17 protein-coding genes are annotated in these 20,673 nt (G+C 68.0%); 9 read left to right on the plus strand and 8 right to left on the minus strand.

Features of this window, described 5'->3' with window-relative positions; genetic code table 11:
• Positions 1-11: 11 nt before the first annotated feature.
• Positions 12-875 carry a DUF2189 domain-containing protein gene (locus DBV10_RS13975; protein ID WP_233589923.1) on the minus strand — a complete coding sequence of 288 codons (864 nt, stop codon included), beginning with the start codon at positions 873-875 and terminating at the stop codon, positions 12-14.
• A 94-nt stretch (positions 876-969) separates the two neighbouring features.
• Positions 970-2,208, minus strand: coding sequence for a PLP-dependent transferase (locus DBV10_RS13980; protein ID WP_124514225.1), 1,239 nt, complete (start codon positions 2,206-2,208; stop codon positions 970-972).
• 78 nt (positions 2,209-2,286) lie between these two features.
• On the opposite strand from DBV10_RS13980, the gene DBV10_RS13985 reads away from it, so the two are divergent.
• From DBV10_RS13985 to DBV10_RS14000, 4 genes are all read left to right on the plus strand, one after another.
• Positions 2,287-3,978 carry a SulP family inorganic anion transporter gene (locus DBV10_RS13985; RefSeq protein WP_124514226.1) on the plus strand — a complete coding sequence of 564 codons (1,692 nt, stop codon included), beginning with the start codon at positions 2,287-2,289 and terminating at the stop codon, positions 3,976-3,978.
• Between the two features lie 129 nt (positions 3,979-4,107).
• Entirely contained in the window at positions 4,108-4,881 is a 774-nt protein-coding gene (locus DBV10_RS13990) for a GGDEF domain-containing protein (RefSeq protein WP_124514227.1), read from the plus strand.
• Positions 4,882-4,891: 10 nt separating this feature from the next.
• The gene (locus DBV10_RS13995; RefSeq protein WP_124514228.1) at positions 4,892-5,746 is read left to right on the plus strand and encodes a MinD/ParA family protein; all 855 of its coding nucleotides are present in this window, start codon (positions 4,892-4,894) and stop codon (positions 5,744-5,746) included.
• 124 nt (positions 5,747-5,870) lie between these two features.
• On the plus strand, positions 5,871-6,656 hold the full coding sequence (locus tag DBV10_RS14000; RefSeq protein ID WP_124514229.1) for a sulfurtransferase: 786 nt from the start codon (positions 5,871-5,873) through the stop codon (positions 6,654-6,656).
• A 122-nt stretch (positions 6,657-6,778) separates the two neighbouring features.
• On the opposite strand, the gene DBV10_RS14005 is transcribed toward DBV10_RS14000, so the two are convergent.
• The 4 genes from DBV10_RS14005 to DBV10_RS14020 all read right to left on the minus strand — a co-directional run bounded on the left by DBV10_RS14005 (position 6,779) and on the right by DBV10_RS14020 (position 9,606).
• Positions 6,779-7,663, minus strand: coding sequence for a pirin family protein (locus DBV10_RS14005; RefSeq protein ID WP_124514230.1), 885 nt, complete (start codon positions 7,661-7,663; stop codon positions 6,779-6,781).
• A gap of 104 nt (positions 7,664-7,767) precedes the next feature.
• Positions 7,768-8,322, minus strand: coding sequence for a flavodoxin family protein (locus tag DBV10_RS14010; protein WP_124514231.1), 555 nt, complete (start codon positions 8,320-8,322; stop codon positions 7,768-7,770).
• A 115-nt stretch (positions 8,323-8,437) separates the two neighbouring features.
• Positions 8,438-8,851: a DoxX family protein gene (locus tag DBV10_RS14015; protein ID WP_124514232.1), complete on the minus strand. Its 414-nt coding sequence runs from the start codon at positions 8,849-8,851 to the stop codon at positions 8,438-8,440.
• Positions 8,852-8,904: 53 nt separating this feature from the next.
• Entirely contained in the window at positions 8,905-9,606 is a 702-nt protein-coding gene (locus DBV10_RS14020; protein ID WP_124514233.1) for a pirin family protein, read from the minus strand.
• Between the two features lie 104 nt (positions 9,607-9,710).
• On the opposite strand from DBV10_RS14020, the gene DBV10_RS14025 reads away from it, so the two are divergent.
• The 5 genes from DBV10_RS14025 to DBV10_RS14045 all read left to right on the plus strand — a co-directional run bounded on the left by DBV10_RS14025 (position 9,711) and on the right by DBV10_RS14045 (position 14,707).
• Positions 9,711-10,649: a LysR family transcriptional regulator gene (locus DBV10_RS14025; RefSeq protein WP_124514234.1), complete on the plus strand. Its 939-nt coding sequence runs from the start codon at positions 9,711-9,713 to the stop codon at positions 10,647-10,649.
• 97 nt (positions 10,650-10,746) lie between these two features.
• Positions 10,747-11,880, plus strand: a complete 1,134-nt coding sequence (locus DBV10_RS14030) for an NAD(P)/FAD-dependent oxidoreductase (RefSeq protein WP_124514235.1) — start codon at positions 10,747-10,749, stop codon at positions 11,878-11,880.
• Positions 11,877-12,857 carry a tRNA glutamyl-Q(34) synthetase GluQRS gene (gluQRS, locus tag DBV10_RS14035; RefSeq protein ID WP_124514236.1) on the plus strand — a complete coding sequence of 327 codons (981 nt, stop codon included), beginning with the start codon at positions 11,877-11,879 and terminating at the stop codon, positions 12,855-12,857. Before DBV10_RS14030 ends, gluQRS begins: the two co-directional genes overlap by 4 nt.
• The gene (trmB, locus tag DBV10_RS14040; protein WP_124514237.1) at positions 12,854-13,612 is read left to right on the plus strand and encodes a tRNA (guanosine(46)-N7)-methyltransferase TrmB; all 759 of its coding nucleotides are present in this window, start codon (positions 12,854-12,856) and stop codon (positions 13,610-13,612) included. The genes gluQRS and trmB overlap by 4 nt, the downstream gene beginning before the upstream one ends.
• 39 nt (positions 13,613-13,651) lie before the next feature.
• A complete protein-coding gene (locus DBV10_RS14045) occupies positions 13,652-14,707 on the plus strand; it encodes a GGDEF domain-containing protein (RefSeq protein ID WP_124514238.1) in 1,056 nt (351 codons plus the stop codon).
• A 70-nt stretch (positions 14,708-14,777) separates the two neighbouring features.
• Here the strand turns inward: DBV10_RS14045 and DBV10_RS14050 are convergent, their stop codons facing one another.
• A complete protein-coding gene (locus DBV10_RS14050; RefSeq protein WP_124514239.1) occupies positions 14,778-17,759 on the minus strand; it encodes an HD domain-containing phosphohydrolase in 2,982 nt (993 codons plus the stop codon).
• Positions 17,760-17,890: 131 nt separating this feature from the next.
• Positions 17,891-20,518, minus strand: coding sequence for an alanine--tRNA ligase (alaS, locus tag DBV10_RS14055; RefSeq protein ID WP_124514240.1), 2,628 nt, complete (start codon positions 20,516-20,518; stop codon positions 17,891-17,893).
• Positions 20,519-20,673 lie beyond the last annotated feature (155 nt).

Here is a 20,673-nt window from a genome sequence, read left to right on the forward strand (position 1 = left end):
GCACATGCCCCTCACGCGGCCCCAGGCCCCAGCGGCACGACGGATGCGCGGTAGGCGTGCCAGCTCGCAAAGCCCAGCACCGGGCCCGCCAGCAACAGCCCCACGCCCCAGAACCAGAGCGAGACCGCGACGATGGTGGTGATGAGCGCGCCCCACAGCAGCATGACGAGCGGGTTCTCCAGCACCACCCGCATGCTGGTGATACCGGCCGTGAGCGCATCGGTGTCGCGGTCCAGGATCATGGGGATGGACACCACGGAGGTGGAGAACACCAGCGCGGCAAACACGCCGCCCACCACGGCGTACACGGCCACAAAGCCCCAGTTCTGCGGGTTGAACACCGCCTGCAGCACGCCCGTGGTGGATGGCATGCCGGTGTTGAAGAACACCGCGAACACCACCAGCGAGGCCCGGCCCCAAAGCAGCTCCAGCACCACCAGCACCAGCACCAGCATGCCCATGCTGCCCATGTGGCTGTCCCAGCAGGTGAGCGACTCGCTCAGCTCAGGCTTCAGGCCCGCCTCGCGCCGGCGGCTGGTGTCGTACAGCCCCATGGCCAGAAAAGGCCCCAGCAGCAGGCAGCCGCTGGCCAGCGACATGGTGTACTCCGGCCGGGTGCGGAACACCCAGCCCAGCACCACGGCCATGCCCCAGAAGCACATGCCGCAGAACACCGCAATGCCCGGCGCGGCGCGCACATCCGCGAGGCCGCGCAGCAGCCACCGGAACGGGTCGGCCAAACGCAGCGGCTGCAGCTGCACGGGCTGGTTGGTCTGGGCCTTCACGCGGTCTGCAATGGCCTCGGCGTGTTGGGATTCCGACGGATCTGGTGCGCTGAGTGCGTCCGGTGCGGGCTTGGAAGATGTCACGGTCATGCCGCCACACTAAGCCCGCAGCTGCGGCGGCGCCACTGAGGAAAGCCCGTAGCCCGCCGGTCTCGACCGCCGGGCTGCGGCCCCGAATCCCAGCTCAGGCTGCGGGGAAGGCGCGCACCATGGCCTGTTGCAGATCGCGCCGCAGGTCCTCCACCGCTTCCAGCCCGATGGAAAAACGCACCAGCGTGCCCGGCTTCAGGTGCGGTGCCGGACGGCTGCGCATGCTGGCGATGTGGTAGGGCACCACCAGGCTCATGGGGCCGCCCCAGCTGTAGCCCAGCTTGAACAGGCGCAGGCCGTCGCAGAACGCATCCACCTGCTGCTGCGAATAGCGCGCGTCGATCATCACGCTGAACAGGCCCGCCGCTGCGCCCTGCCCGCCCTGCACCGCGCCACACAGTGCCTTCCAGTGCGCGTGGCCGGGTGATCCGTCGAGCGCAGGGTGCAGCACCTGGGCGATGGCTGGCTGCTGCTGCAACCAGCGCGCCAACTGGCGAGCGGCGTCGTCGTGGGCGCGGTAGCGCAGGCCAATGCTGGGCAGCGCGCGCAGCACCGCCTCGACATCGTTCACCCCCACGCCCAGGCCCAGCCGCATGTGGGTGAGCTTGATCTTCATGTGCAGCCCCAGGTCGCGCGTGATGACGCTGCCCATGAGCACGTCGCCGCCGCCACTGGGGTACTTGGTGAGCGCATGGGCAGAAATATCGACCCCCAGGGTGCCATCGCCCAGCAGGTCAAACGGCGCAAACGCCAGGCCCGCGCCCCAGGTGTTGTCCAGCGCCGTGGTCACGCCGCGTGCGCGGCAGATGCGCACCTGCTCGCACAGGTCGGGGAACTCCATGCTCACCGAGCCCGGGGCCTCCAGCCACACCAGCCGGGTCGCGGGCGTGATGCGGGCGGCCAGGTCGGCTGGGTCCAACGGGTCATAAAACGCATGGGTGATGCCAAAACGGGCGAGTTCGCCGTTGGCGAAGTCCTTGCCAGGGCCGTAGGCGTTGTCCGGGATCAGCACCTCATCGCCGGGCTTGAGCAGGGCCAGCCCCACATTGGCGATGGCGGCCAGGCCGCTGGGCACCAGCACGCACTGCAGGCCGCCCTCCAGTGTGCACAGGCGCTCTTCCAGCACAAACGTGGTGGGCGTGCCATGCAGACCGTAGGTGTAGCCGCTCTTGTCCTTCCACTCGCGCGAGCGCATGGCCGCCACGTTGGGGAAGATGACGGTGGACGCCTTGTAGACCCCGGGCTGGGGGGCCTCGAACCCGGCGGGCGGCAGGTAGTCGTGGTGGACGAGGCGGGTGGCGAGATCGGAGTCGTGGTCTTTCATGCCGGCCATGGTAGCGCGCCGCCCGGGACACGCCGGCCGCCGCATACCTGGTGCGCGGTAGCCGCCTTGACACGCGACAATCGGGCCATGATGCCGCCCTCGCTGACCCGCTGGTTTCCGTTTCTCACATGGCCCCGCCCCGACCGCCACCTGCTCAAGGGCGAGTTCTGGGCCGGCATGACCGTGGGCCTGATGCTGGTGCCCCAGGGCGTGGCCTATGCCGCGCTCGCAGGCATGCCGCTGGTCACGGGCATCTACGCCTCGCTGATCCCGGCGCTGATCGCCGTGCTGTTCAGCGCATCTACCCGCCTGGGCGTGGGGCCCACGGCACTCACCAGCTTGCTGATTGGCGCCTCGCTCACCGGCCTGGCCGAGCCCGGCAGCGCCCAGTGGGTGGCCATGGCGGCGTGGATGGCCATGCTCTCGGGCCTGCTGCAACTGGTGATGGGGGTGGCGCGCTTTGGCTGGCTGCTCAACCTGGTCACCTCGCCCGTGCTCAGCGGCTTCACGCAGGCGGCGGCGCTGCTGATCCTGGGCTCGCAGCTGCGCGCGCTCACCGGCCTGCGGGCGGCGGACTGGAGCACCCTGTTGACCACGCCATCGCCCGGCCTGTTCGATCTGACGGCAGCCGCCTTCGGGCTGGGCAGCCTGGCGCTGCTGATGCTGGCGCGCCGCTGGCGGCCCAACTTCCCGGCCGCCATCGTGATCGTGGGGGCCGCGGGCGCACTGAGCTGGGCCCTGGGCTATGCCGACGCCGGTGGTGCGGTGGTGGGCGCCCTGCCCTCGGGCCTGCCCGCCCCCTACTGGCCGGGCGCCCTGCCCTGGTCCAGCTTTTCCGCCCTGGTGATGCCCGTGCTGGTGGTCACGCTGGTGAGCTTTCTAGAGACCGCCTCCAGCGCCAAGGTCGAGAGCCAGCGCTCCGGCGAACAATGGAACGAGAACCAGGACCTGATCGGCCAGGGCCTGGCCAAGATCAGCAGTGGCCTGTGCGGCAGCTTTGCCACCAGCGCCTCGTTCTCACGCTCGGCCATCAACCTGTATGCCGGCGCCAAGAGCGGCTGGGCCACGCTGTTTGCGCTGAGCCTGGTCCTGGTGGTGCTGCTGTGGCTCACCCCCGCGCTTTACCACGTGCCGCAATCGGTGCTGGCGGCGGTGGTGGTCACAGCCGTGACCAGCCTGATCAAACCCGGCACGCTGCTGCGGCTGTGGCGGGTGTCGCGGGTCGAGGCCATCATCAGCGGCATCACCTTTGCCCTCACGCTGGCCACGGCGCCGCGCATGTACTGGGGCGTGCTGGTGGGGCTGCTGATCAACCTGAGCCACTTCCTCTACCAGCGGCTGCACCCGCGCATCATCGAGGTGGGCCTGCACCCGGACGGCAGCCTGCGCGACCGCCACCTGTGGCACCTGCCCCCGCTGGCCCCCCGCTTGCTGGCGCTGCGCATGGACGCGGAGCTGGACTTCGCCTCGGCCAGCGCACTGGAGCGGCGCGTGGCCGAGCACCTGGCCCAGCACCCCGACGTGGTGCACCTGTGCCTGCTGGCCCAGCCCATCAACCGCATCGATGTGACCGGGGTGGAGACCTTCGCCCAGTTGCTGGTCCTCCTACAGTCCCGGGGCGGAACCCTGCACCTGAGTGGCCTGAAGCTGCCCGCAGAACAGGTGCTGCGGCAGGCCGGGCTGCTGGAGCCCCGCGCAGGCCTGGCCATGTACCGCACCGACGCCGAAGCACTGATGGCGCTGCAGCAGCTGCCAGAGCCCATTCCCAGGGCGGGATGAGGGTTAGCTATACCCGCCTGCCGGCCCTCCAGCCTTTGAGGCGCTGGTACACTTCCAGAACGTGTTTGCTGAATCTTCCAGAGGCTGTGCGAGATTGCAAACACGTTCCCAACTCTCTTTGCTCCATTTGTGTCTGACTCTGCGGCCTCTCATCTGGTAGATCTGCGCGAACTACGCCTGGATACTGCTCACGCGCTGGTGGCTCAGGCCGGCGGCAGCGAAGCAGCGTTGCACCGCGAAGCCCCTTCGCGTTACTTGCAAGGCCTGATTGACGGTCTGTGCGAGCTGTCCCTCAAAGACCCCCTCACCGGCCTGGCCAACCGCAGGCATTTCCGCGCCGTGCTCGAGCGCGAGATCGACCGCGTGACCCGCTCGGGCGAAGCCGCCCTGCTGCTCATGCTCGACATCGACCACTTCAAGAAGGTGAACGACACCCACGGCCACCTGGCGGGCGATGTGGTGCTGCAGTCGGTGGCGCGCACGCTCAGCGCCTGCGTGCGCCCCATGGACACCCTGGCCCGCTACGGCGGCGAGGAGTTTGCCGTGGTGCTGCCCGCCTGCCAGGCCGCGTTTGGCCGCGTGGTGGCCGAGCGCATCCGCCGGGCCGTGGCCAACACGCCCATCCGGATCTCGCCCGGGGTGGAGCTGAATGTCTCGGTGAGCGTTGGTGGCGCTTTTGCCATGCAGTGGATCCGCTCCACCACCCTGCTGTGGACCGACCGGGCCGACCACCAGCTTTACCAGGCCAAGTCGGCCGGCCGCAACCGCGTCAGCATCGAGGAGCAACCCGACAGCACCGTCAGTGCCGAAGAGAAAAGCCTGTTGTTTGGCCCGCTCTACACCCCCTCGGGTTGGGGCGACCTGCCCCCGCTGGACCCCAACCCCACAGGCAGCGCCTACTGAAAGTTAGATGATGAGCGACGCGCTGACCCCTCAACCTACCACGCCTGCAGCCCCTGCCGGCCCCGCCACCCCCACGGCCCCCGCCCCGCAAGGCGCCCGCATCATTGCGGTCACCAGCGGCAAGGGCGGCGTGGGCAAGACCTTTGTGTCGGCCAACCTCGCGGCCGCCCTCACCCGCCGCGGCCAGCGTGTGCTGGTGCTGGACGCCGACCTGGGCCTGGCCAACCTCGACGTGGTGCTGAACCTGCACCCCAAGATCACGCTGCACGACGTGTTCACCGGCAAGGCCGCGCTGGACGATGCCGTGATCACCGCCCCCGGTGGTTTCGACGTGCTGCTGGCCGGCTCCGGCATGGTGGAGTATTCGCGCCTCACCCCCGAGGTGCGCAACCAGTTCCTGAGCGTGATCCAGGCGCTCACCCCGCGCTACGACGTGGTGCTGCTCGACACGGGCGCGGGCATCTCCGACGTTGTGCTGTTCTCGGTGTCCCTGGCCTCCGAGGTGCTGATCGTGGCCACGCCCGAGCCCACCTCGCTGACCGACGCCTACGCCGCCATCAAGGTGCTGGCCATGCAGCAAAAGCGCCAGCATGTGCGCATGGTCATCAACCAGGCGGCGCGCCCGGGCGATGGCCGTGCCATCACCAGCCAGCTGCAGCAGGTGCTCGACCGCTTTGTGAGCACCGAGTCCGGCCGCCCCATGCGCCTGATCCACATGGGCGACATCCCGGCCGACCCGTCGGTGCGCGATGCCGTGATGCGCCGCCAGCTGCTGCTGCTGCAAACCCCCGGCTGCCCGGCAGCCCTGGCCATTGCCCAGCTGGCCAACAAGATAGAGACCACGCTGCTGTCGCCCGCAGCCTGACCTGCGCTGAACTGAGCGCGCCGGGCATGGCCCGCGCGTGCCCCACATGGTGGTGCCCGGTGCGCGGCCATGGCCACTGTGACCCCACAGGCCCGCCAGCGGGCCTTTGTGCATTTTTACTGCCGTGAACACCGCCAACACCACCCACACCGTCCTCAACATCTCCTGCTACAAGTTCGTGCAGCTGCCCGATGCCGCCGCGCTGCGCGAGGTGCTGCACGAACGCGCGGTGGCCGCACAGCTCAAGGGCACCATCCTGCTGGCCGAGGAAGGCATCAACTTCTTTCTGGCCGGCCCGGCCGATACCGTACGGGGGTTTGTCGGGCAACTGCGCACCGACGCCCGCTTCGCCGACCTGGAGCCCAAGGAGAGCTGGTCGGCCACGGTGCCGTTTCGCAAGATGCTGGTCAAGGTCAAGCGCGAGATCATCCGCATGGACCACCCCACCATCCGGCCCGCCGAAGGCCGCGCGCCGTCGGTGGACCCGGCCACGCTGCACCGCTGGCTGGCACAGGGGCAAGACGATGAAGGCCGCGCGGTGGTCACACTCGACACCCGCAACGCCTTCGAGGTGGATGCGGGCACCTTCGACAATGCCATCGACTGGCGCATCGACAAGTTCACCGAGTTTCCGCCCGCCCTGCGCGCCCACAAGGCCGAGCTGCAGGACAAGACCGTGGTGAGCTTCTGCACCGGGGGCATCCGCTGCGAGAAGGCCGCCATTCTCATGCGCGAGGAAGGCCTGTCGCATGTCTACCAGCTGGAGGGCGGCATTCTGAAGTACTTTGAGCTGACGGACGGCGCGCACTACCACGGCGGCTGCTTTGTGTTCGATGAGCGCAGGGTGCTGGACACCGGCCTGGCCACCGAAGCGGTGAAACCCCACGGCGACAATGCTATGGATAAGTGAGCTACTTGCGCTCTGCCACCTTGCCCCAGAGCCCAATCTGGTCTGAATAAGAAGTCACATCCCCAGCCCGCCCTACGGCGAAGCCTGGGTGCGTCTGCAGCGTCAGCCGCCAGCGCCTTCCGTCAAGTCTTGAACCGGTGCTCCGGCAGCGGAATCCACTCCACCTCGCCCGGCACCCGGCCCAAGGCCTGGGCGTCCCAGTCCGCAGCGGCCTGCACGATGCGCTCCTTGCGGCTGGAGACAAAGTTCCACCACATGTGGCGCGGCGCATCCAGCGCTTCGCCGCCCACCACCATCAACCGCACGGCGCTGTCGCCCGCCGCAAGCTGCATGGGCTGGCCTGCCTCCACCACCGCCAGGACCTGTGCCGCCACCGTGTCGCCGTTGAGACGGACCGGCGCATCCACGGCATATACCGCCATCTCGGGCACCAGCGCAGGGATCTCCAGCGTGGCACCGGCGGGCAACTGCACATCCAGGTACAGCGTGCGGGAGTAGGTGGCGACCGGCGAGGCTTGGCCAAACGCCTCGCCAATCAACACCCGCACGGTGGCCGCCCCCACCTTCACCTCGGGGATGGCTGCAGCCGGCGTGTGCACAAAGCTGGGCTCGGCTTCTTCGTGGGCCAGCGGCAGCGCGGCCCACAGCTGAATGCCATGGTTCACATAGGCCTGGTTCGCCAGGTTTTCCGGGCGGCGCTCGGAGTGCACGATGCCACGCCCCGCCGTCATCCAGTTGATGGCCCCGGGCTCGATCTGCTGCACATAGCCCAGGCTGTCGCGGTGCATGATGGCGCCCGAGAACAGGTAAGTGACCGTGGCCAGGCCGATGTGGGGATGGGGCCGCACATCGTGGCCCGCATCGGGCTCCACCGTCACCGGGCCGAAGTGGTCAAAGAACAGAAAAGGCCCCACCGCCTGGCGCTGCATGGCGGGCAACAGGCGCCGCACCGTGAAACCACCACCCAGGTCCTTGGCGTGGCCTGACAGACGCAGGGACGCACTCATGACAACACCCCCACGGCGCCGATGGCAGATGCAGGGAGAAGATGGTGATTCATGGGGCAACTCCTGGAAGGCTGGACAACAACAACGCCGCCAGCCTACCAGCTTCAGCCGCCCAACCGGGCCGCCATGTCGGCAACGCGCCGGCCGAACTGCTTGCCAGTTTCCAGGTCGCCAGGGAACATCTCGGCGGCCGAGGCGTCCGACGGCGACTGCGACATCGCGCCGCTGAACGTGCCCATCCAGTTCACGTCATTGCGCGTGGCGGCCTTGGAGTTGGCGGGCATCATGCCCGTGCCCACCCACACGCCGCCGTGCTGCATGGCCAGGTGGAACAGGTAGTCCAGCGTGATCTGCTTGTCGCCGTTGGTGCTGGCGCTGTTGGTGAAACCCGCAAACAGCTTGTTCTTCCAGGCCTGGCTGAACCAGGGCTTGGACGAGGCATCGGCAAACTTCTTGAACTGCCAGCTCGGGCCGGCCATGTAGGTGGGTGTGCCGAAGATGATGGCGCTGGCGCCCGCCAGGGTCTCCCAGCCGCCTTCGGGCAGGTTGCCTTCGGCATCGATGGCGACCAGTTGGGCGCCCGCGCCCTCGGCCACGGCCTGTGCCAGGCGTTGCGTGTGGCCGTAGCCCGAGTGGTAAACAACTGCAATGTGTGCCATGAGAGAACTCCTGTTGAAACGATGGGTGAACGAACGAGGGAGAAAAAACGACAAGAAACGGATTGAATGCCAGAAACTGCGGCCCTGCAGCCAGCAGGCCCTTTTCCGGGGCGGTTCAGCGGTCCGAGCGGCGCGCGTCCAGGCTCCAGCCACCAGCACCAAAGGCCGCCAGGGCCAGCAGGCCTCCGGTCACGCCCACGTTCTTGAAGAACATGAGCTGCTGCATCATTTGCTTGTCGGCGGGCAGGTTCCAGTAGGCGTGGAAGAAGAAGCTGGCCACCAGCGTGAAGAAGGCCAGCGCCAGGGCGGCAAACCGCGTGCCGATGCCGAAGATGAGCGCCAGGCCGCCCAGCACCTCCACGGCCGCCGCGACGGCTGCAGCCACCGTGGGCAGGGGCAGGCCCACCGAACTGATGTAGCCCACCGTGCCGGCAAAGCCGGTGAGCTTGCCAATGCCCGCAGGCAGGAACAGGGCGGCCAGCAGCAGGCGCGATGCGAGGGCCAGGGGGTTTTGCAGGGCTGTGAACATGGTGAAGAACTCCTGAGTGAAAGGGGTTGAGAAGCAATCAATCAAACAAACGGTCAGGCGGCCAGGTCAAACACCAGCACCTCGGCGTCGTGGCCCTCGGTCAACGACAAGGTGGTTTCGTTTTCCAGCAGCAGGGCATCGCCGCCCGACAGGGCCTGCCCGTTGGCATTCAGCGTGCCGCGCACCAGGTGCACGTAGGTCTTGCGTGCCGTGTTCAGGACCAGCGTGACAGACTCTTCGCCGTCGAGCAAGCCGGCATACAGCGCCGCATCGGCGTGGATCTTGACCGAGCCCCGGGCGCCATCGGGCGAGGCCACCAGGCGCAGCGCACCGCGCTTTTCGGCCTCGGCAAAGGTCTTTTGCTCGTAGCTGGGCGGGATGCCCCGCACATTGGGCTCGATCCAGATCTGCAAAAAGTGCGTAGTCTGACCTTCTGCGTGGTTGAACTCGCTGTGCTGCACGCCGGTGCCCGCGCTCATGCGCTGCACATCGCCGGGCGGGATGCCTTTGATGTTGCCCATGCTGTCCTTGTGGGCCAGTTCGCCCGACAGCACGTAGCTGATGATCTCCATGTCGCGGTGGCCATGGGTGCCAAACCCGGTGCCCGGCGCGATGCGGTCTTCGTTGATGACACGCAGGTTGCCAAAGCCCATGTGGGCGGGGTCGTAGTACCCGGCAAACGAGAAGCTGTGGAAGGAATGGAGCCAGCCATGGTCGGCGTGGCCCCGGTCTTGCGATTTACGAACAGTCAGCATGTGAGTGCTCCTTTCAAGACTCGACTGTAGGACTGCAGGCCCGCCAGCAGGGGCAGATGGATTGATGGGATTATTCAAATAATCTGAATTAACATGGCGCCACCATGCAAAACGCCCGCGATGTCCTCACCCCCGATGCGCTGACCATGCTGCAGGTGATTGCCGAGGCGGGCAGCTTTGCCGCCGCCGCACGGCAACTGGGCCTGGTGCCCAGTGCCCTCACTTACCGCGTGCGCCAGATCGAAGACGCGCTCGACGTGCTGCTGTTCGACCGCAGCGCGCGCCAGGCCCGCCCCACCGAAGCCGGGGTGGAGCTGCTGCGCGAAGGCGCCCGCCTGCTGCAGGACATCGACGCCGTGGCCCACCGCGTGCGCCGCGTGGCCACGGGCTGGGAGCCACAGCTCACGCTGTCCATCGACGGCATCATCTCGCCCCACACCATGCTGGAGCTGGTGGACGCGTTCTATGCCATGCAGCCGCCCACGCGCCTGAAGCTGCGCGACGGCATCATGACCGGCACGCTGGAGGCGCTGACCTCGGGCCGCGCCGACCTGGCGATTGGCGTCTCGGTGGCGGCCTCCAACGTGGCGGGCCTGCAGCAGGCCTTGCTGGGCGATGTGCTGTTCATCTACGTGGTGGCGCCCCACCACCCGCTGGCCACCGCGCCCGAGCCCATCTCCGACGCCACCCTGCTGGAGCACCGCGCCGTGGCCGTGGCCGATTCGGCCACGCGCGGCGGCGCCACCATGGGCCTGCTGGGCGGGCAGGACGTGCTCACGGTGGACACCATGCAGGCCAAGGTGCAAGTGCAGCTGCGCGGCCTGGGCGGCGGCTTTCTGCCCGAACCCATGGTGCGCCCCTACCTGGAGGCCGGCCGCCTGGTGGCGCGCCGCGTGGCCCGGCCCGAGCGCAACGTGCGCGTGCACTACGCCTGGGGCGGCCCGGGCTTCACCGCGCCCGGCCGCGCGCTGCAGTGGTGGCTGAACCAGCTGCAAAGCCCCGCCACACGCCGCGCTCTGCTGGAAAACCACCATCATTTCTGATCCCGATCAAGCGCCGCTCCCCCGGCCGCACGTGTAGAGTGGTCACCGTTGGTTCTGCACTGCATTTCATCCGCCGACCGTCACCGAAAGGCCTTCCATGAGCACCCCCGACCCTCTCCCCGCCAAACGGCTCCGACGCACCAGCGCCCCGACCACCGCCCCCGTGGCGCCCCCCGTCACGTTCTCCGGCAAACCCCAGCGCCACTTCGCCATCATCGGCGCCGGCATGGCGGGCATTGCCTGCGCCCGCACGCTGGTACAGGCCGGGCACCGCGTGACGGTGTTCGAGAAATCCCCAGAGGCCGGTGGCCGCACCGCCACCATCGACACCCCTTTCGGCAACTTTGATGCCGGCGCCCAGTACTTCACCGTGCGCGACCCGCGCTTTGCCCGCGCGATCGACACCGTGCCCGGCATCTGCAAGCGCTGGAGCGCCAACTCCGTGCAGGTGCTGGACGCCGCAGGCCGCGTGACCGCCAACGGTCTGCCCCACCGCGAAGCGCACTGGGTGGCCAGCCCCGGCATGCAGGCCCTGGTGAGCACCTGGGCCGAACCGCTGCGCCAGGCCGGCCAGCTCCTTACCGACACCCGCGTCACGCGCATCGAGCCCGACCCCCTGAACGCCCCAGGCTGGCAGCTGCGCACCGAAGGCCCCGGCGGCAGCCAGCATGTCTATGCCGGTTTTGATGCCGTGCTGCTGGCCCAGCCCGCCGTGCCCGCGCAGGCGCTGCTGGCCAACTCGGCGGTGGACACGCCCCTGACCGACGCCCTCTCCAAGGTGGCCATTGCCCCCTGCTGGACGCTGATGCTGGCCTACCCACAGGCCGTGCGCCCCGGGCTGACCACGCTGGGCCCGCAGTGGAACGCAGCGCGCAGCACCCACCACCGCATCGCCTGGCTGGCACGCGAATCGTCCAAGCCCGGCCGCAATGTGGTCGAGCGCTGGACGGTGCAGGCCAGCCCCGCCTGGTCGGCCGAGCACCTCGAAGACGACGAAGCCCGCGTGCAGGCCAAGCTCCTCAAGGCCTTTGCCGAAGTCACCGGCATCCGCGCCACCCCCGCCCATGCCGACACGCGCCGCTGGCGCTATGCGCAGACCACCCACCCCCTGGGCAAGAGCCACCTGTGGGACACCGCCATGGGCCTGGGCGCCTGCGGCGACTGGTGCCTGGGGCACCGCGTGGAAGACGCCTTCGTGTCGGGCCTGGAGCTGGCACTCGCGGTTGCATGACGGAGGGCGCGGCCCCTGGGGCCGCTCGCTACATCGGCCGCTTTGCCCCCTCGCCCACCGGCCCGCTGCACGCCGGCTCGCTGGTCGCGGCCCTCGCCAGTTGGCTGGACGCGCGGGCCCATGGTGGCCGGTGGCTGGTGCGCATCGAAGACGTGGACACCCCCCGCTGCATGCCGGGCACCGACCGGTTCATCCTGCAGCAGCTCGCCACCTGCGGCCTGGTGCCCGACGCCCCGCCCGAGTGGCAGTCTGCACGTTCAGCACACTACCAGCGGGCGCTGGACCAGTTGGTGGCCCAGGGCCACGCCTACCCCTGTGCCTGCTCGCGCAAAGACATCGAGGACGCCCAGGCGGCCCTCGGCCACGCGCGCGAACGCCACGCCGCGCTGCCCTACCCCGGCACCTGCCGCCACGGGCTGCAGGGCCGCACCGGGCGCTCCTGGCGCTTCAACGCCACGGATTTCAAGCAAAAGCAGGCCCTGGCGCCCGACAGAAGCGCCCAAGCAGCTACCAATTCAATAGCAAACACCCTCCAGCACTGGAGCGACCGCCGCCTGGGCCCGCAGCAGCAGGATGTGGCCCGCACCGTGGGCGACTTTGTCCTGCACCGTGCCGACGGGCTCTGGGCCTACCAGTTGGCCGTGGTGGTGGACGATGCGGACCAGGGCATCAGCGACGTGGTGCGCGGCGAGGACCTGGCGGACAACACCCCGCGCCAGATCCGGCTGCAGCAAGCCCTGGGCGTGCCCACGCCCCGGTACCTGCACACCCCGCTGGTGTGTGGCGACAACGGCGAGAAGCTCTCCAAGCAGAACGGCGCCCGTGCGCTGGACCTGGCCGACCCGCTACAAGCCCTGTCGCAGGCCGCCCGGGCACTGGGCCTGCCGGCACTGGAACATCCACACAACAATAGCCTCGGTGACGCGCTGGCACAGTGGGTGGTGGCGTGGCGACGTCACTACAATGGCTCACCGTGATTGAACCGACCCTTGCTTCCGCCCCCCCGAGTGCAGCGCCCGCTGCCGCTCCTTCCGCCCCCGGTGCAGCGCCCGCAGGCGTGACCCACCCCAAGACCATCAAGAGCTTTGTGCGCCGTGCCGGCCGCACCACCACCGGCCAGGCCAAGGCTTTTGAAGACTTCGGCCCCCGTTTCGTTCTGCCCTATGCCCCGGCCCCGCTGGACGCAGCCACGGCCTTTGCCCGCAGTGCCCCCCTGGTGCTCGAAATCGGCTTTGGCATGGGCGAGGCCACAGCCCACATTGCCCGTGTGCGCCCGGATGACAACTTCCTGTGCTGCGAAGTGCACGAGCCCGGCGTGGGCGCGCTGCTCAAGCGCATCGGCGAGCAGGGCCTGACCAACATCCGCATCCTGCAGCACGACGCGGTCGAGGTCATCGACCACATGCTGCCCGCAGGCAGCCTGGATGGCGTGCACATCTTCTTCCCCGACCCCTGGCACAAGAAAAAGCACAACAAGCGCCGCCTGATCCAGCCCCCGCTGGTGGCCAAGCTGGCCGCCCGCCTCAAGCCCGGTGGCTACCTGCATTGCGCCACCGACTGGCAACCCTACGCCGAGCAGATGCTGCAGGTGCTGAGCGCCGAGCCCCTGCTCCAGAACTCCGCCGCCGGCTTTGCACCGCAACCCGACTACCGCCCCCTGACCAAGTTTGAAAACCGCGGCCTGCGGCTTGGACATGGGGTGTGGGACGTGGTGTTCGTGCGCCGCAACTAGACCCACCCCATGCCCCGACCGGCCCGCCACACACCGCCCATGAAACCCATCCTGCAAAACCTGGTGGAGATGACTGGCCACCGCGACCACCTGCGGCTGGAGGTGTCGGTGCTGTCCACGCTGCAAAAGCTCAGCAGCATCATCGAGGTCCGGGCGCTGGAGTTGTTCACCCATGGGGGCGTGCCCCATGTGCGCCCCCGCACCTGGGTGGACAACGGCCAACTGGTCTCGACCGACTCGGAACCCGCCGCTGACCCCCGCCGCGAGCCGCTGGACAACTACCCTGCGCTGCGTGGCTGCGTGGAAACCCATGGCGAAAGCGCCCTGGCATCGCCCCGCAAGGGCCGCTACGTGCTGTGGCTGCCGGTGTGGATGCACGAAAAGGTCAGCACCTGCCTGGAGATCACGCAGTCGCGCCCCTTTTCGGCCCACAAGCTGGATGTGCTCATGGGCGTGTTCCAGGTGTACCAGAACTACCAGAGCCTGCTGGACTACAGCGAGCGCGATGCGCTCACCGGCCTGTTCAACCGCAAGACCTTCGACGAGCAGTTCTCGCGGCACACGCTGAGCGGGCTGGCCAGCCGCGCAAGTGCCGCGAATGAGTCCTTTCTTGCCGATGACGGCACCGCCGCCAACGAACAGGAAACCGTGCAGCAATGGCTGGCGGTGGTGGACATCGACCACTTCAAGCAGGTGAATGACCGCTTCGGGCACCTGTACGGCGATGAAGTGCTGATCCTGATCGCCAACATCCTGCGCAGCTCCTTCCGCAGCCACGACCGCATCTTCCGCTTTGGCGGCGAGGAGTTCGTGGTGCTGCTGCGCTCCACCACACTTGGCACGGCCCACAAGGTGTTCAACCGCTTCCGGCTGGCGGTGCAGGAGTACCACTTCCCGCAGGTGGGCCGGGTCACGGTGAGCCTGGGCTTTGTCAGCACCACCAAAGGCTCTCCCGTCGAAATCCTGGGCCAGGCCGACCAGGCGCTCTATTACGCCAAGGAGCATGGCCGCAACCAGGTCTGCTTCTATGACGACCTGGTGGCCAATGGCCACCTCGCGGCCAAGGTGGCTAACGACGACGTCGAACTGTTCTGACAACGGCCCGGAGCCGCCCCGACACGCCCCGGCGGCGTGCGCGCGCCGCCTACCGGCCCCGTGGCAAGGCTCAGGGCAGCGACGCCAGAAGGGCCTCCACATCCACCGCGTCGCACTGCGCAGGTGCCAAAAACTGCCCGGCATATGCGCGCCAGACGCCGCTGACCAGGAAAAAGCGGAACACCTCGGCATCGATGTGCCGTTCCCGCACCATGTGGGCCATGATCCTGAACGACTCGGTCAGGGTCTTGGGCGGCTTGTAGGGCCGGTCGGCGGCCGTCAACGCCTCGAAGATGTCGGCCAGGGTCATCACCCGGTCGGCCAGGGTCAGCTCGGCCGCCTTGAGGCGGCGCGGATAGCCCGTGCCATCCAGCTTTTCGTGGTGCGAGCCCGCAATCAGCGGCACGCGCGCCAGGTGCGGCGGAAACGGCAGGCTGCTGAGCATGGTGATGGTTTGCACGATGTGCTCGTTGATCTTGAAGCGGTCTTCCTCCGTCAGCGTGCCGCGCTGGACCGACAGGTTGTGCAATTCGCCCAGGTGCGCCTCCTGCGGCGGCAGCACCATGTCAAAGCCCCATTGGTTGGCCGGGTTGCCCACCTCCACCGGCGGCTTGCGCGCGCCCCAGGGCACGATGTGCTCGGGCCGGTCGGCCAGCAATGGCTCGTTGGCCGGCAGCGGCCGCACCGGCACGTCCACCAGCCGCCCCGCCTCGGTCGCCGACAGGCCCAGCCGGTCGTCAAAATGCCGCTGCCACACCTGCCGGCCAATGGCGGCCAGCCGCTGCACATCGGCAGCGGCCATGAACTCGCCACCGGCGTTGCAGCGGGCCACAAACGCAAAGTCGGCCTGCAGGCGCTCGCGGCGCTGCAGCAGCTCGCGCTGCAGGCGCACAGGGTCCACGCCGGCCACCTGCTGCTTCCAATAGTCCAGCTCGGCATCGCGCCACAGCACCTCAAAGCGCATGCGCACCTCGTGGATGCGGTTGTAGAGCGTCTCCAGCTTGGTGGCCTTGTCGATGATGTGCTCGGGGCTGGTGACCTTGCCGCAGTCGTGCAGCCAGGCGCCCAGGCGGAACTCGTCACGCTCGGCGTCGGTCATGGACACCTGGGCAAAAGGCCCCTCCTCGGCCTCGCACATGCGCTGCATCAGCGCCTCGGCCAACTGCGGCACCCGTTCGCAATGCCCGCCCGTGTAGGGGCTCTTGGCGTCGATCGCGTCGGCCAGCAGGCGGATGACGGCGTCCAGCAGCTTCTTCTGCCCCTCGATGAGGCTGCGGGTTTCAATCGCCACCGACAGCGTGCCCGAGAGCTTCTCGACAAAGGCGCGGAAATGCGCGTCGTCCTGCAGCGCACCGGCCCCATAGCGCAGCACCAGCAGCCCCAGGGGCTGCCCGTCGCGCGTGCGCAGCTGCACGCGCAGCACACGCACCGCGTCGGTCTCGTCATCGTCCTCGTGCAAGTCCCCCTCCTGGGCCTGCGTGTGGTTAATGAAATGCACCATGCCCAGGTGTTCGGGGTAGCGGGACTGCTGCCCGGGGTCCTCGCAATGGCGCGCGGCGCGCAGCAGGCCGGCACGCTGGGGCTCCACCAGGTACACCGCCCCTCCGGTGCAGCTGGTGGCGCGCACCAGCTCGTACAGCACGCTCGACAGCATCCGGTCGGTGCGCGACTCGGCGCTGATGTGGTGGGTGATGTGCAGAAACTCCTGGATCGTGTCCGACATACGGTCCATCACCTGCGCCAGGTCGCGCACCTCGCGCACGGGCGACAGTGGGCGGGGCGGGCGGCGGAAGTCGAACCGGGCCAGTGCCCGGGCCTGCGACGCCAGCCCGGACAGGCTGCGCCCCACGCGCCGCCCGGCCAGCCAGCCAAAAGGCAGCATCAGCGCGATAAGCGACACCGACAGCCACACCTGGCGCCGCAGGTTCTCGTTCACGTCCGCCAGCAATTCGCCGGTGGGAATGGCCATGAGGATCTGCAGCCCTTGCCAGCGCATCGACGCCAGCGGCAAGGCACGGGCCAGCCACTCCTCGCCATCGGCCACCACGCGCTGCGGCTTGCCGCCTTGCGGGCCCTGCAGTTGCATGGCCTGCAGGCTGCCCACCCCCAGATCCCCCAGCGCGCGCAGCCGCAGGCCGGGTGACTCCCCGCTGCGCGCCAGCACCCGGGACATGTCCGGGTAGGCCAGCACGCGCAGGTCTTTGTCCACCACCGCGATTTCGGTGCGGGGCATCAGGCGCAGCCCGGCAATCTCGCGCCCCAGATCGGTCAGCGCCACATCCAGCCCGATCACGGCGCGCCCGTCCTCACTGGGCTGGCTCAGCGTGACGCCCACCTCCTGCGTGGTGAAAAACACATAGGGTGCCGTCAGAATCTGGGTGTTTCTCTCTGCCGCCTCCGCATACCAGGGGCGCGCACGCGGGTCGTAGCGGTACTCGGGCCGCACGGAAGAGTCGATCTGGCGCAGCGCCGCGTCGTAGTAGCTCCAGCGCCCCACCATGCTGCTCACGCCCCGCTCGCGTGCCATGGACTGCACGAGAAAAGCGGTTTCGCGGGGCGCATCCAGCCGCAGGCGCATCGCCTCGTCGCGCACCGGGCGCACCAGCAAAAACTGGCCGTCGGGGTAGCCGATGAACACGGCCGACAGCAGCGGGTTCTGCTCCAGCAGGCGCGCCAGCACCGGCAGGCGGCGCATGCGCGCAGGCAGGGAAGTGGCCGAGGCAATGGGGTCGAATGCCAGCAGGCGGATGGAGGCATCGGCCGGGTCCACGATGCGCTGCACCCGCTCGGCCACCAGCTGGCTGATGTGCTGCGCGCTGTCGTCCGATGCCGCAATGATGGCCTGGCGTGCGCTGGTGCTCACCTGGTAGACCAAAAGCGCCGTGAGCAGCAGCATGGCCGCGACCACGACGGAGGCGATCAACACCTCGAACGGCACCGTGATGCGCCGCCACCAGGGCAGGTCGGCCACTGACGGGTCCATCAGGACTGGGGATTGGCCAGAAACGGCGGGCGGCGGCTGGGGCGGGCTTTCGCGCAGGGTGTCGTCCATGCGGCCGAATGTAGGGGCGAAATCCTTGTTCCGTCATCCCCTTTTTGGCAAGCCCGGTGCACCGGCCGCCTGGGCAGGTGCAAGGCTTTGCCACCGCGGCCCCAGCACCGCCATGGCAAAGCCGGAGGGCATCAGCCCAGCTGCTGCGTGACCCAGCCGGTCACCGATGCCAGCGCTGCAGGCAGCTTGGCGGCATCGGTGCCACCGGCCATGGCCATGTCGGGCTTGCCACCACCTTTGCCGCCCACCTGGCTGGCCACAAAATTGACCAGCTCGCCCGCCTTGAGCTTGCCCACGCTGTCGGCCGTCACGCCAGCGGCGATCTGCACCTTGTCGCCCTCCACGGCGGCCAGCACGATGGCGGCGGTCTTGAGCTTGTCCTTGAGCTTGTCCATGGTGTCGCGCAGGGTCTTGGCGTCGGCACCGGGCAACGCCGCCGCCAGCACCTTGAGGCCCTTCACATCCACCGCCTGGTTCACCAGCTCGTCACCCTGGCTGGAGGCCAGCTTGCCCTTCAGGGCCGCCACTTCCTTCTCCAGCGCGCGGGCATTGTCCAGCGCCTGGCTGATGCGGCCGTTGAGCTCGGCCACCGGCGCCTTGAGGGTGCTGGCGGCCTGGCTGACCGTGTCTTCCAGGCTCTGCAGGTAGGCCAGCGCATTCGCGCCCGTCACCGCCTCGATGCGGCGCACGCCAGCGGCCACGCCGCCTTCACCCACCACCTTGAACAGGCCGATGTCGCCCGTGCGGTGCACATGCGTGCCGCCGCAGAGTTCGCGGCTGGTGCCGATGTCGAGCACGCGCACGGTCTCGCCGTACTTTTCACCGAACAGCATCATGGCGCCGGTCTTCTGGGCCGATTCGATGTCCATCACACGCGCGCCGGTGGCGGTGTTGGCCAGGATTTCCTCGTTCACGCGGCGCTCGATCTCGCGGATCTCGGCGCTGCTCACGGCCGCGTTGTGGGCAAAGTCGAAGCGCGTGCGATCGGCGTTGACCAGGCTGCCCTTTTGCTGCACATGGCTGCCCAGCACTTCGCGCAGCGCCTTGTGCATGATGTGCGTGACCGAGTGGTTGCGCATGGTGGCGGCGCGCACGGCGGTGTTGACCTGCGCCTGCACGGTGTCGCCCACGTTCAACGTGCCCTCTTCGAGCGTGCCGTGGTGGCCATACACATCGGCCTTGATCTTGAGCGTGTCGCCCACGGCAAAACGGGCCGAGCCGCTGGTGATGGCACCCTCGTCACCCACCTGGCCACCGCTTTCAGCGTAAAACGGTGTCGTGTCGAGCACGACCACGCCGTTCTGGCCGGCCTTCAGGGCGGCAGCGCTGGTCCCATCGACGTAGATGGCCACGATTTTTGCCGTCTCGGCCAAGTGCTCGTAGCCGGTGAACTGGTTGGCCGCACCGGTGTACTCCAGCGCCTTGTCCATCTTGAACTTGCCAGCAGCGCGGGCCTGGGCCTTCTGCTTTTCCATCGCAGCCTTGAAGCCCGCTTCGTCCACCTCGACATCGCGCTCGCGGCACACGTCGTTGGTCAGGTCGAGCGGGAAGCCGTAGGTGTCGTGCAGCTTGAAGGCCACGTCGCCGGGCAGCACCTTGGCGCCGCCGTCCAGGGTGGCGTCCAGGATTTCCATGCCATTGGCCAGCGTTTCAAAGAAGCGCTCTTCCTCGGTCTTGAGCACGTCGGTGATGCGCTGCTCCTGCGCACGCAGCGACGGGTAGGCATCGCCCATCAAGCGCACCAGGTCGGCCACCAGCTTGTGGAAGAACGGGGTCTTCTTGCCCAGCTTGTAGCCATGGCGGATGGCGCGGCGCACGATGCGGCGCTGCACATAGCCGCGGCCTTCGTTGCTGGGGATCACGCCGTCGCTCACCAGGAAGGCGGTGGCACGGATGTGGTCGGCGATCACGCGCAGGCTCTTGTGGTTCAGGTCGGCCACGCCGGTCTCACGGCCGGCGGCCTTGATCAGCGCGTCGAACAGGTCGATTTCGTAATTGCTGTGCACGTGCTGCAGGATGGCGGCGAGGCGCTCCAGGCCCATGCCGGTGTCCACGCAGGGCGCAGGCAGCGGCGTGACCGAGCCGTCTTCGGCCATGTCGAACTGCATGAACACGTTGTTCCAGATCTCGATGAAGCGGTCGCCGTCTTCATCGGGGCTGCCAGGGGGGCCGCCAGCAATGTGCGGGCCGTGGTCGTAGAAGATCTCCGAGCAGGGACCGCAGGGGCCGGTGTCGGCCATCATCCAGAAGTTGTCGGACTTGTAGCGGCCGCCCTTGTTGTCGCCGATGCGGATCACACGCTCGGGTGGCAGGCCGATTTCTTTGGTCCAGATGTCGTAGGCCTCGTCGTCTTCCTGATAGACCGTGGCCAGCAGGCGCTCGGGCGGCAGCTTGTAGACCTCGGTCAGCAGTTCCCAGGCCCACTTGAGCGATTCGCGCTTGAAGTAGTCGCCAAACGACCAGTTGCCCAGCATTTCAAAGAAAGTGTGGTGGCGCGCGGTGTAGCCCACGTTCTCCAGGTCGTTGTGCTTGCCACCCGCACGCAGGCAGGCCTGCACGGAGACCGCCCGGTTGTACGAGCGCTTGTCGGTGCCCAGGAACACATCCTTGAACTGCACCATGCCCGAGTTGGTGAACATCAGCGTGGGGTCGTTGCCGGGCACCAGAGGGCTGGACGCCACGACGGTGTGGCCCTTGGAGACGAAGAAGTCCAGGAAGGACTTGCGGATGTCAGCGACAGAAAAAGTGGGAATGCTCATGGTGTGGTGGAGTGGTTGCACACAGCAGGCCAATGCCTAGTTGCCCTGCAGGCCAATGCCTGCAGGCCGCCTATCGGGACCAACCTTTCATTATAGGTTTGCCAACTTCACCACCGTGGCCGGATTGCGACAGCGCCCTGCTGCCAGCGCTGCGC

The organism is Acidovorax sp. FJL06 (assembly GCF_003852545.1).
Classification (GTDB): Bacteria; Pseudomonadota; Gammaproteobacteria; order Burkholderiales; family Burkholderiaceae_C; genus Acidovorax.

What these genes read in the sequence shown, in the direction of transcription:
- DBV10_RS13975 (WP_233589923.1), bottom strand. Translation starts at nt 875, where the DNA reads ATGACCGTGACATCTTCCAAGCCCGCACCGGACGCACTCAGCGCACCA.
- DBV10_RS13980 (WP_124514225.1), bottom strand. Translation starts at nt 2,208, where the DNA reads ATGGCCGGCATGAAAGACCACGACTCCGATCTCGCCACCCGCCTCGTC.
- DBV10_RS13985 (WP_124514226.1), top strand. Translation starts at nt 2,287, where the DNA reads ATGATGCCGCCCTCGCTGACCCGCTGGTTTCCGTTTCTCACATGGCCC.
- DBV10_RS13995 (WP_124514228.1), top strand. Translation starts at nt 4,892, where the DNA reads ATGAGCGACGCGCTGACCCCTCAACCTACCACGCCTGCAGCCCCTGCC.
- DBV10_RS14005 (WP_124514230.1), bottom strand. Translation starts at nt 7,663, where the DNA reads ATGAGTGCGTCCCTGCGTCTGTCAGGCCACGCCAAGGACCTGGGTGGT.
- DBV10_RS14010 (WP_124514231.1), bottom strand. Translation starts at nt 8,322, where the DNA reads ATGGCACACATTGCAGTTGTTTACCACTCGGGCTACGGCCACACGCAA.
- DBV10_RS14015 (WP_124514232.1), bottom strand. Translation starts at nt 8,851, where the DNA reads ATGTTCACAGCCCTGCAAAACCCCCTGGCCCTCGCATCGCGCCTGCTG.
- DBV10_RS14020 (WP_124514233.1), bottom strand. Translation starts at nt 9,606, where the DNA reads ATGCTGACTGTTCGTAAATCGCAAGACCGGGGCCACGCCGACCATGGC.
- DBV10_RS14025 (WP_124514234.1), top strand. Translation starts at nt 9,711, where the DNA reads ATGCAAAACGCCCGCGATGTCCTCACCCCCGATGCGCTGACCATGCTG.
- DBV10_RS14030 (WP_124514235.1), top strand. Translation starts at nt 10,747, where the DNA reads ATGAGCACCCCCGACCCTCTCCCCGCCAAACGGCTCCGACGCACCAGC.
- gluQRS (WP_124514236.1), top strand. Translation starts at nt 11,877, where the DNA reads ATGACGGAGGGCGCGGCCCCTGGGGCCGCTCGCTACATCGGCCGCTTT.
- DBV10_RS14045 (WP_124514238.1), top strand. Translation starts at nt 13,652, where the DNA reads ATGAAACCCATCCTGCAAAACCTGGTGGAGATGACTGGCCACCGCGAC.
- DBV10_RS14050 (WP_124514239.1), bottom strand. Translation starts at nt 17,759, where the DNA reads ATGGACGACACCCTGCGCGAAAGCCCGCCCCAGCCGCCGCCCGCCGTT.
- alaS (WP_124514240.1), bottom strand. Translation starts at nt 20,518, where the DNA reads ATGAGCATTCCCACTTTTTCTGTCGCTGACATCCGCAAGTCCTTCCTG.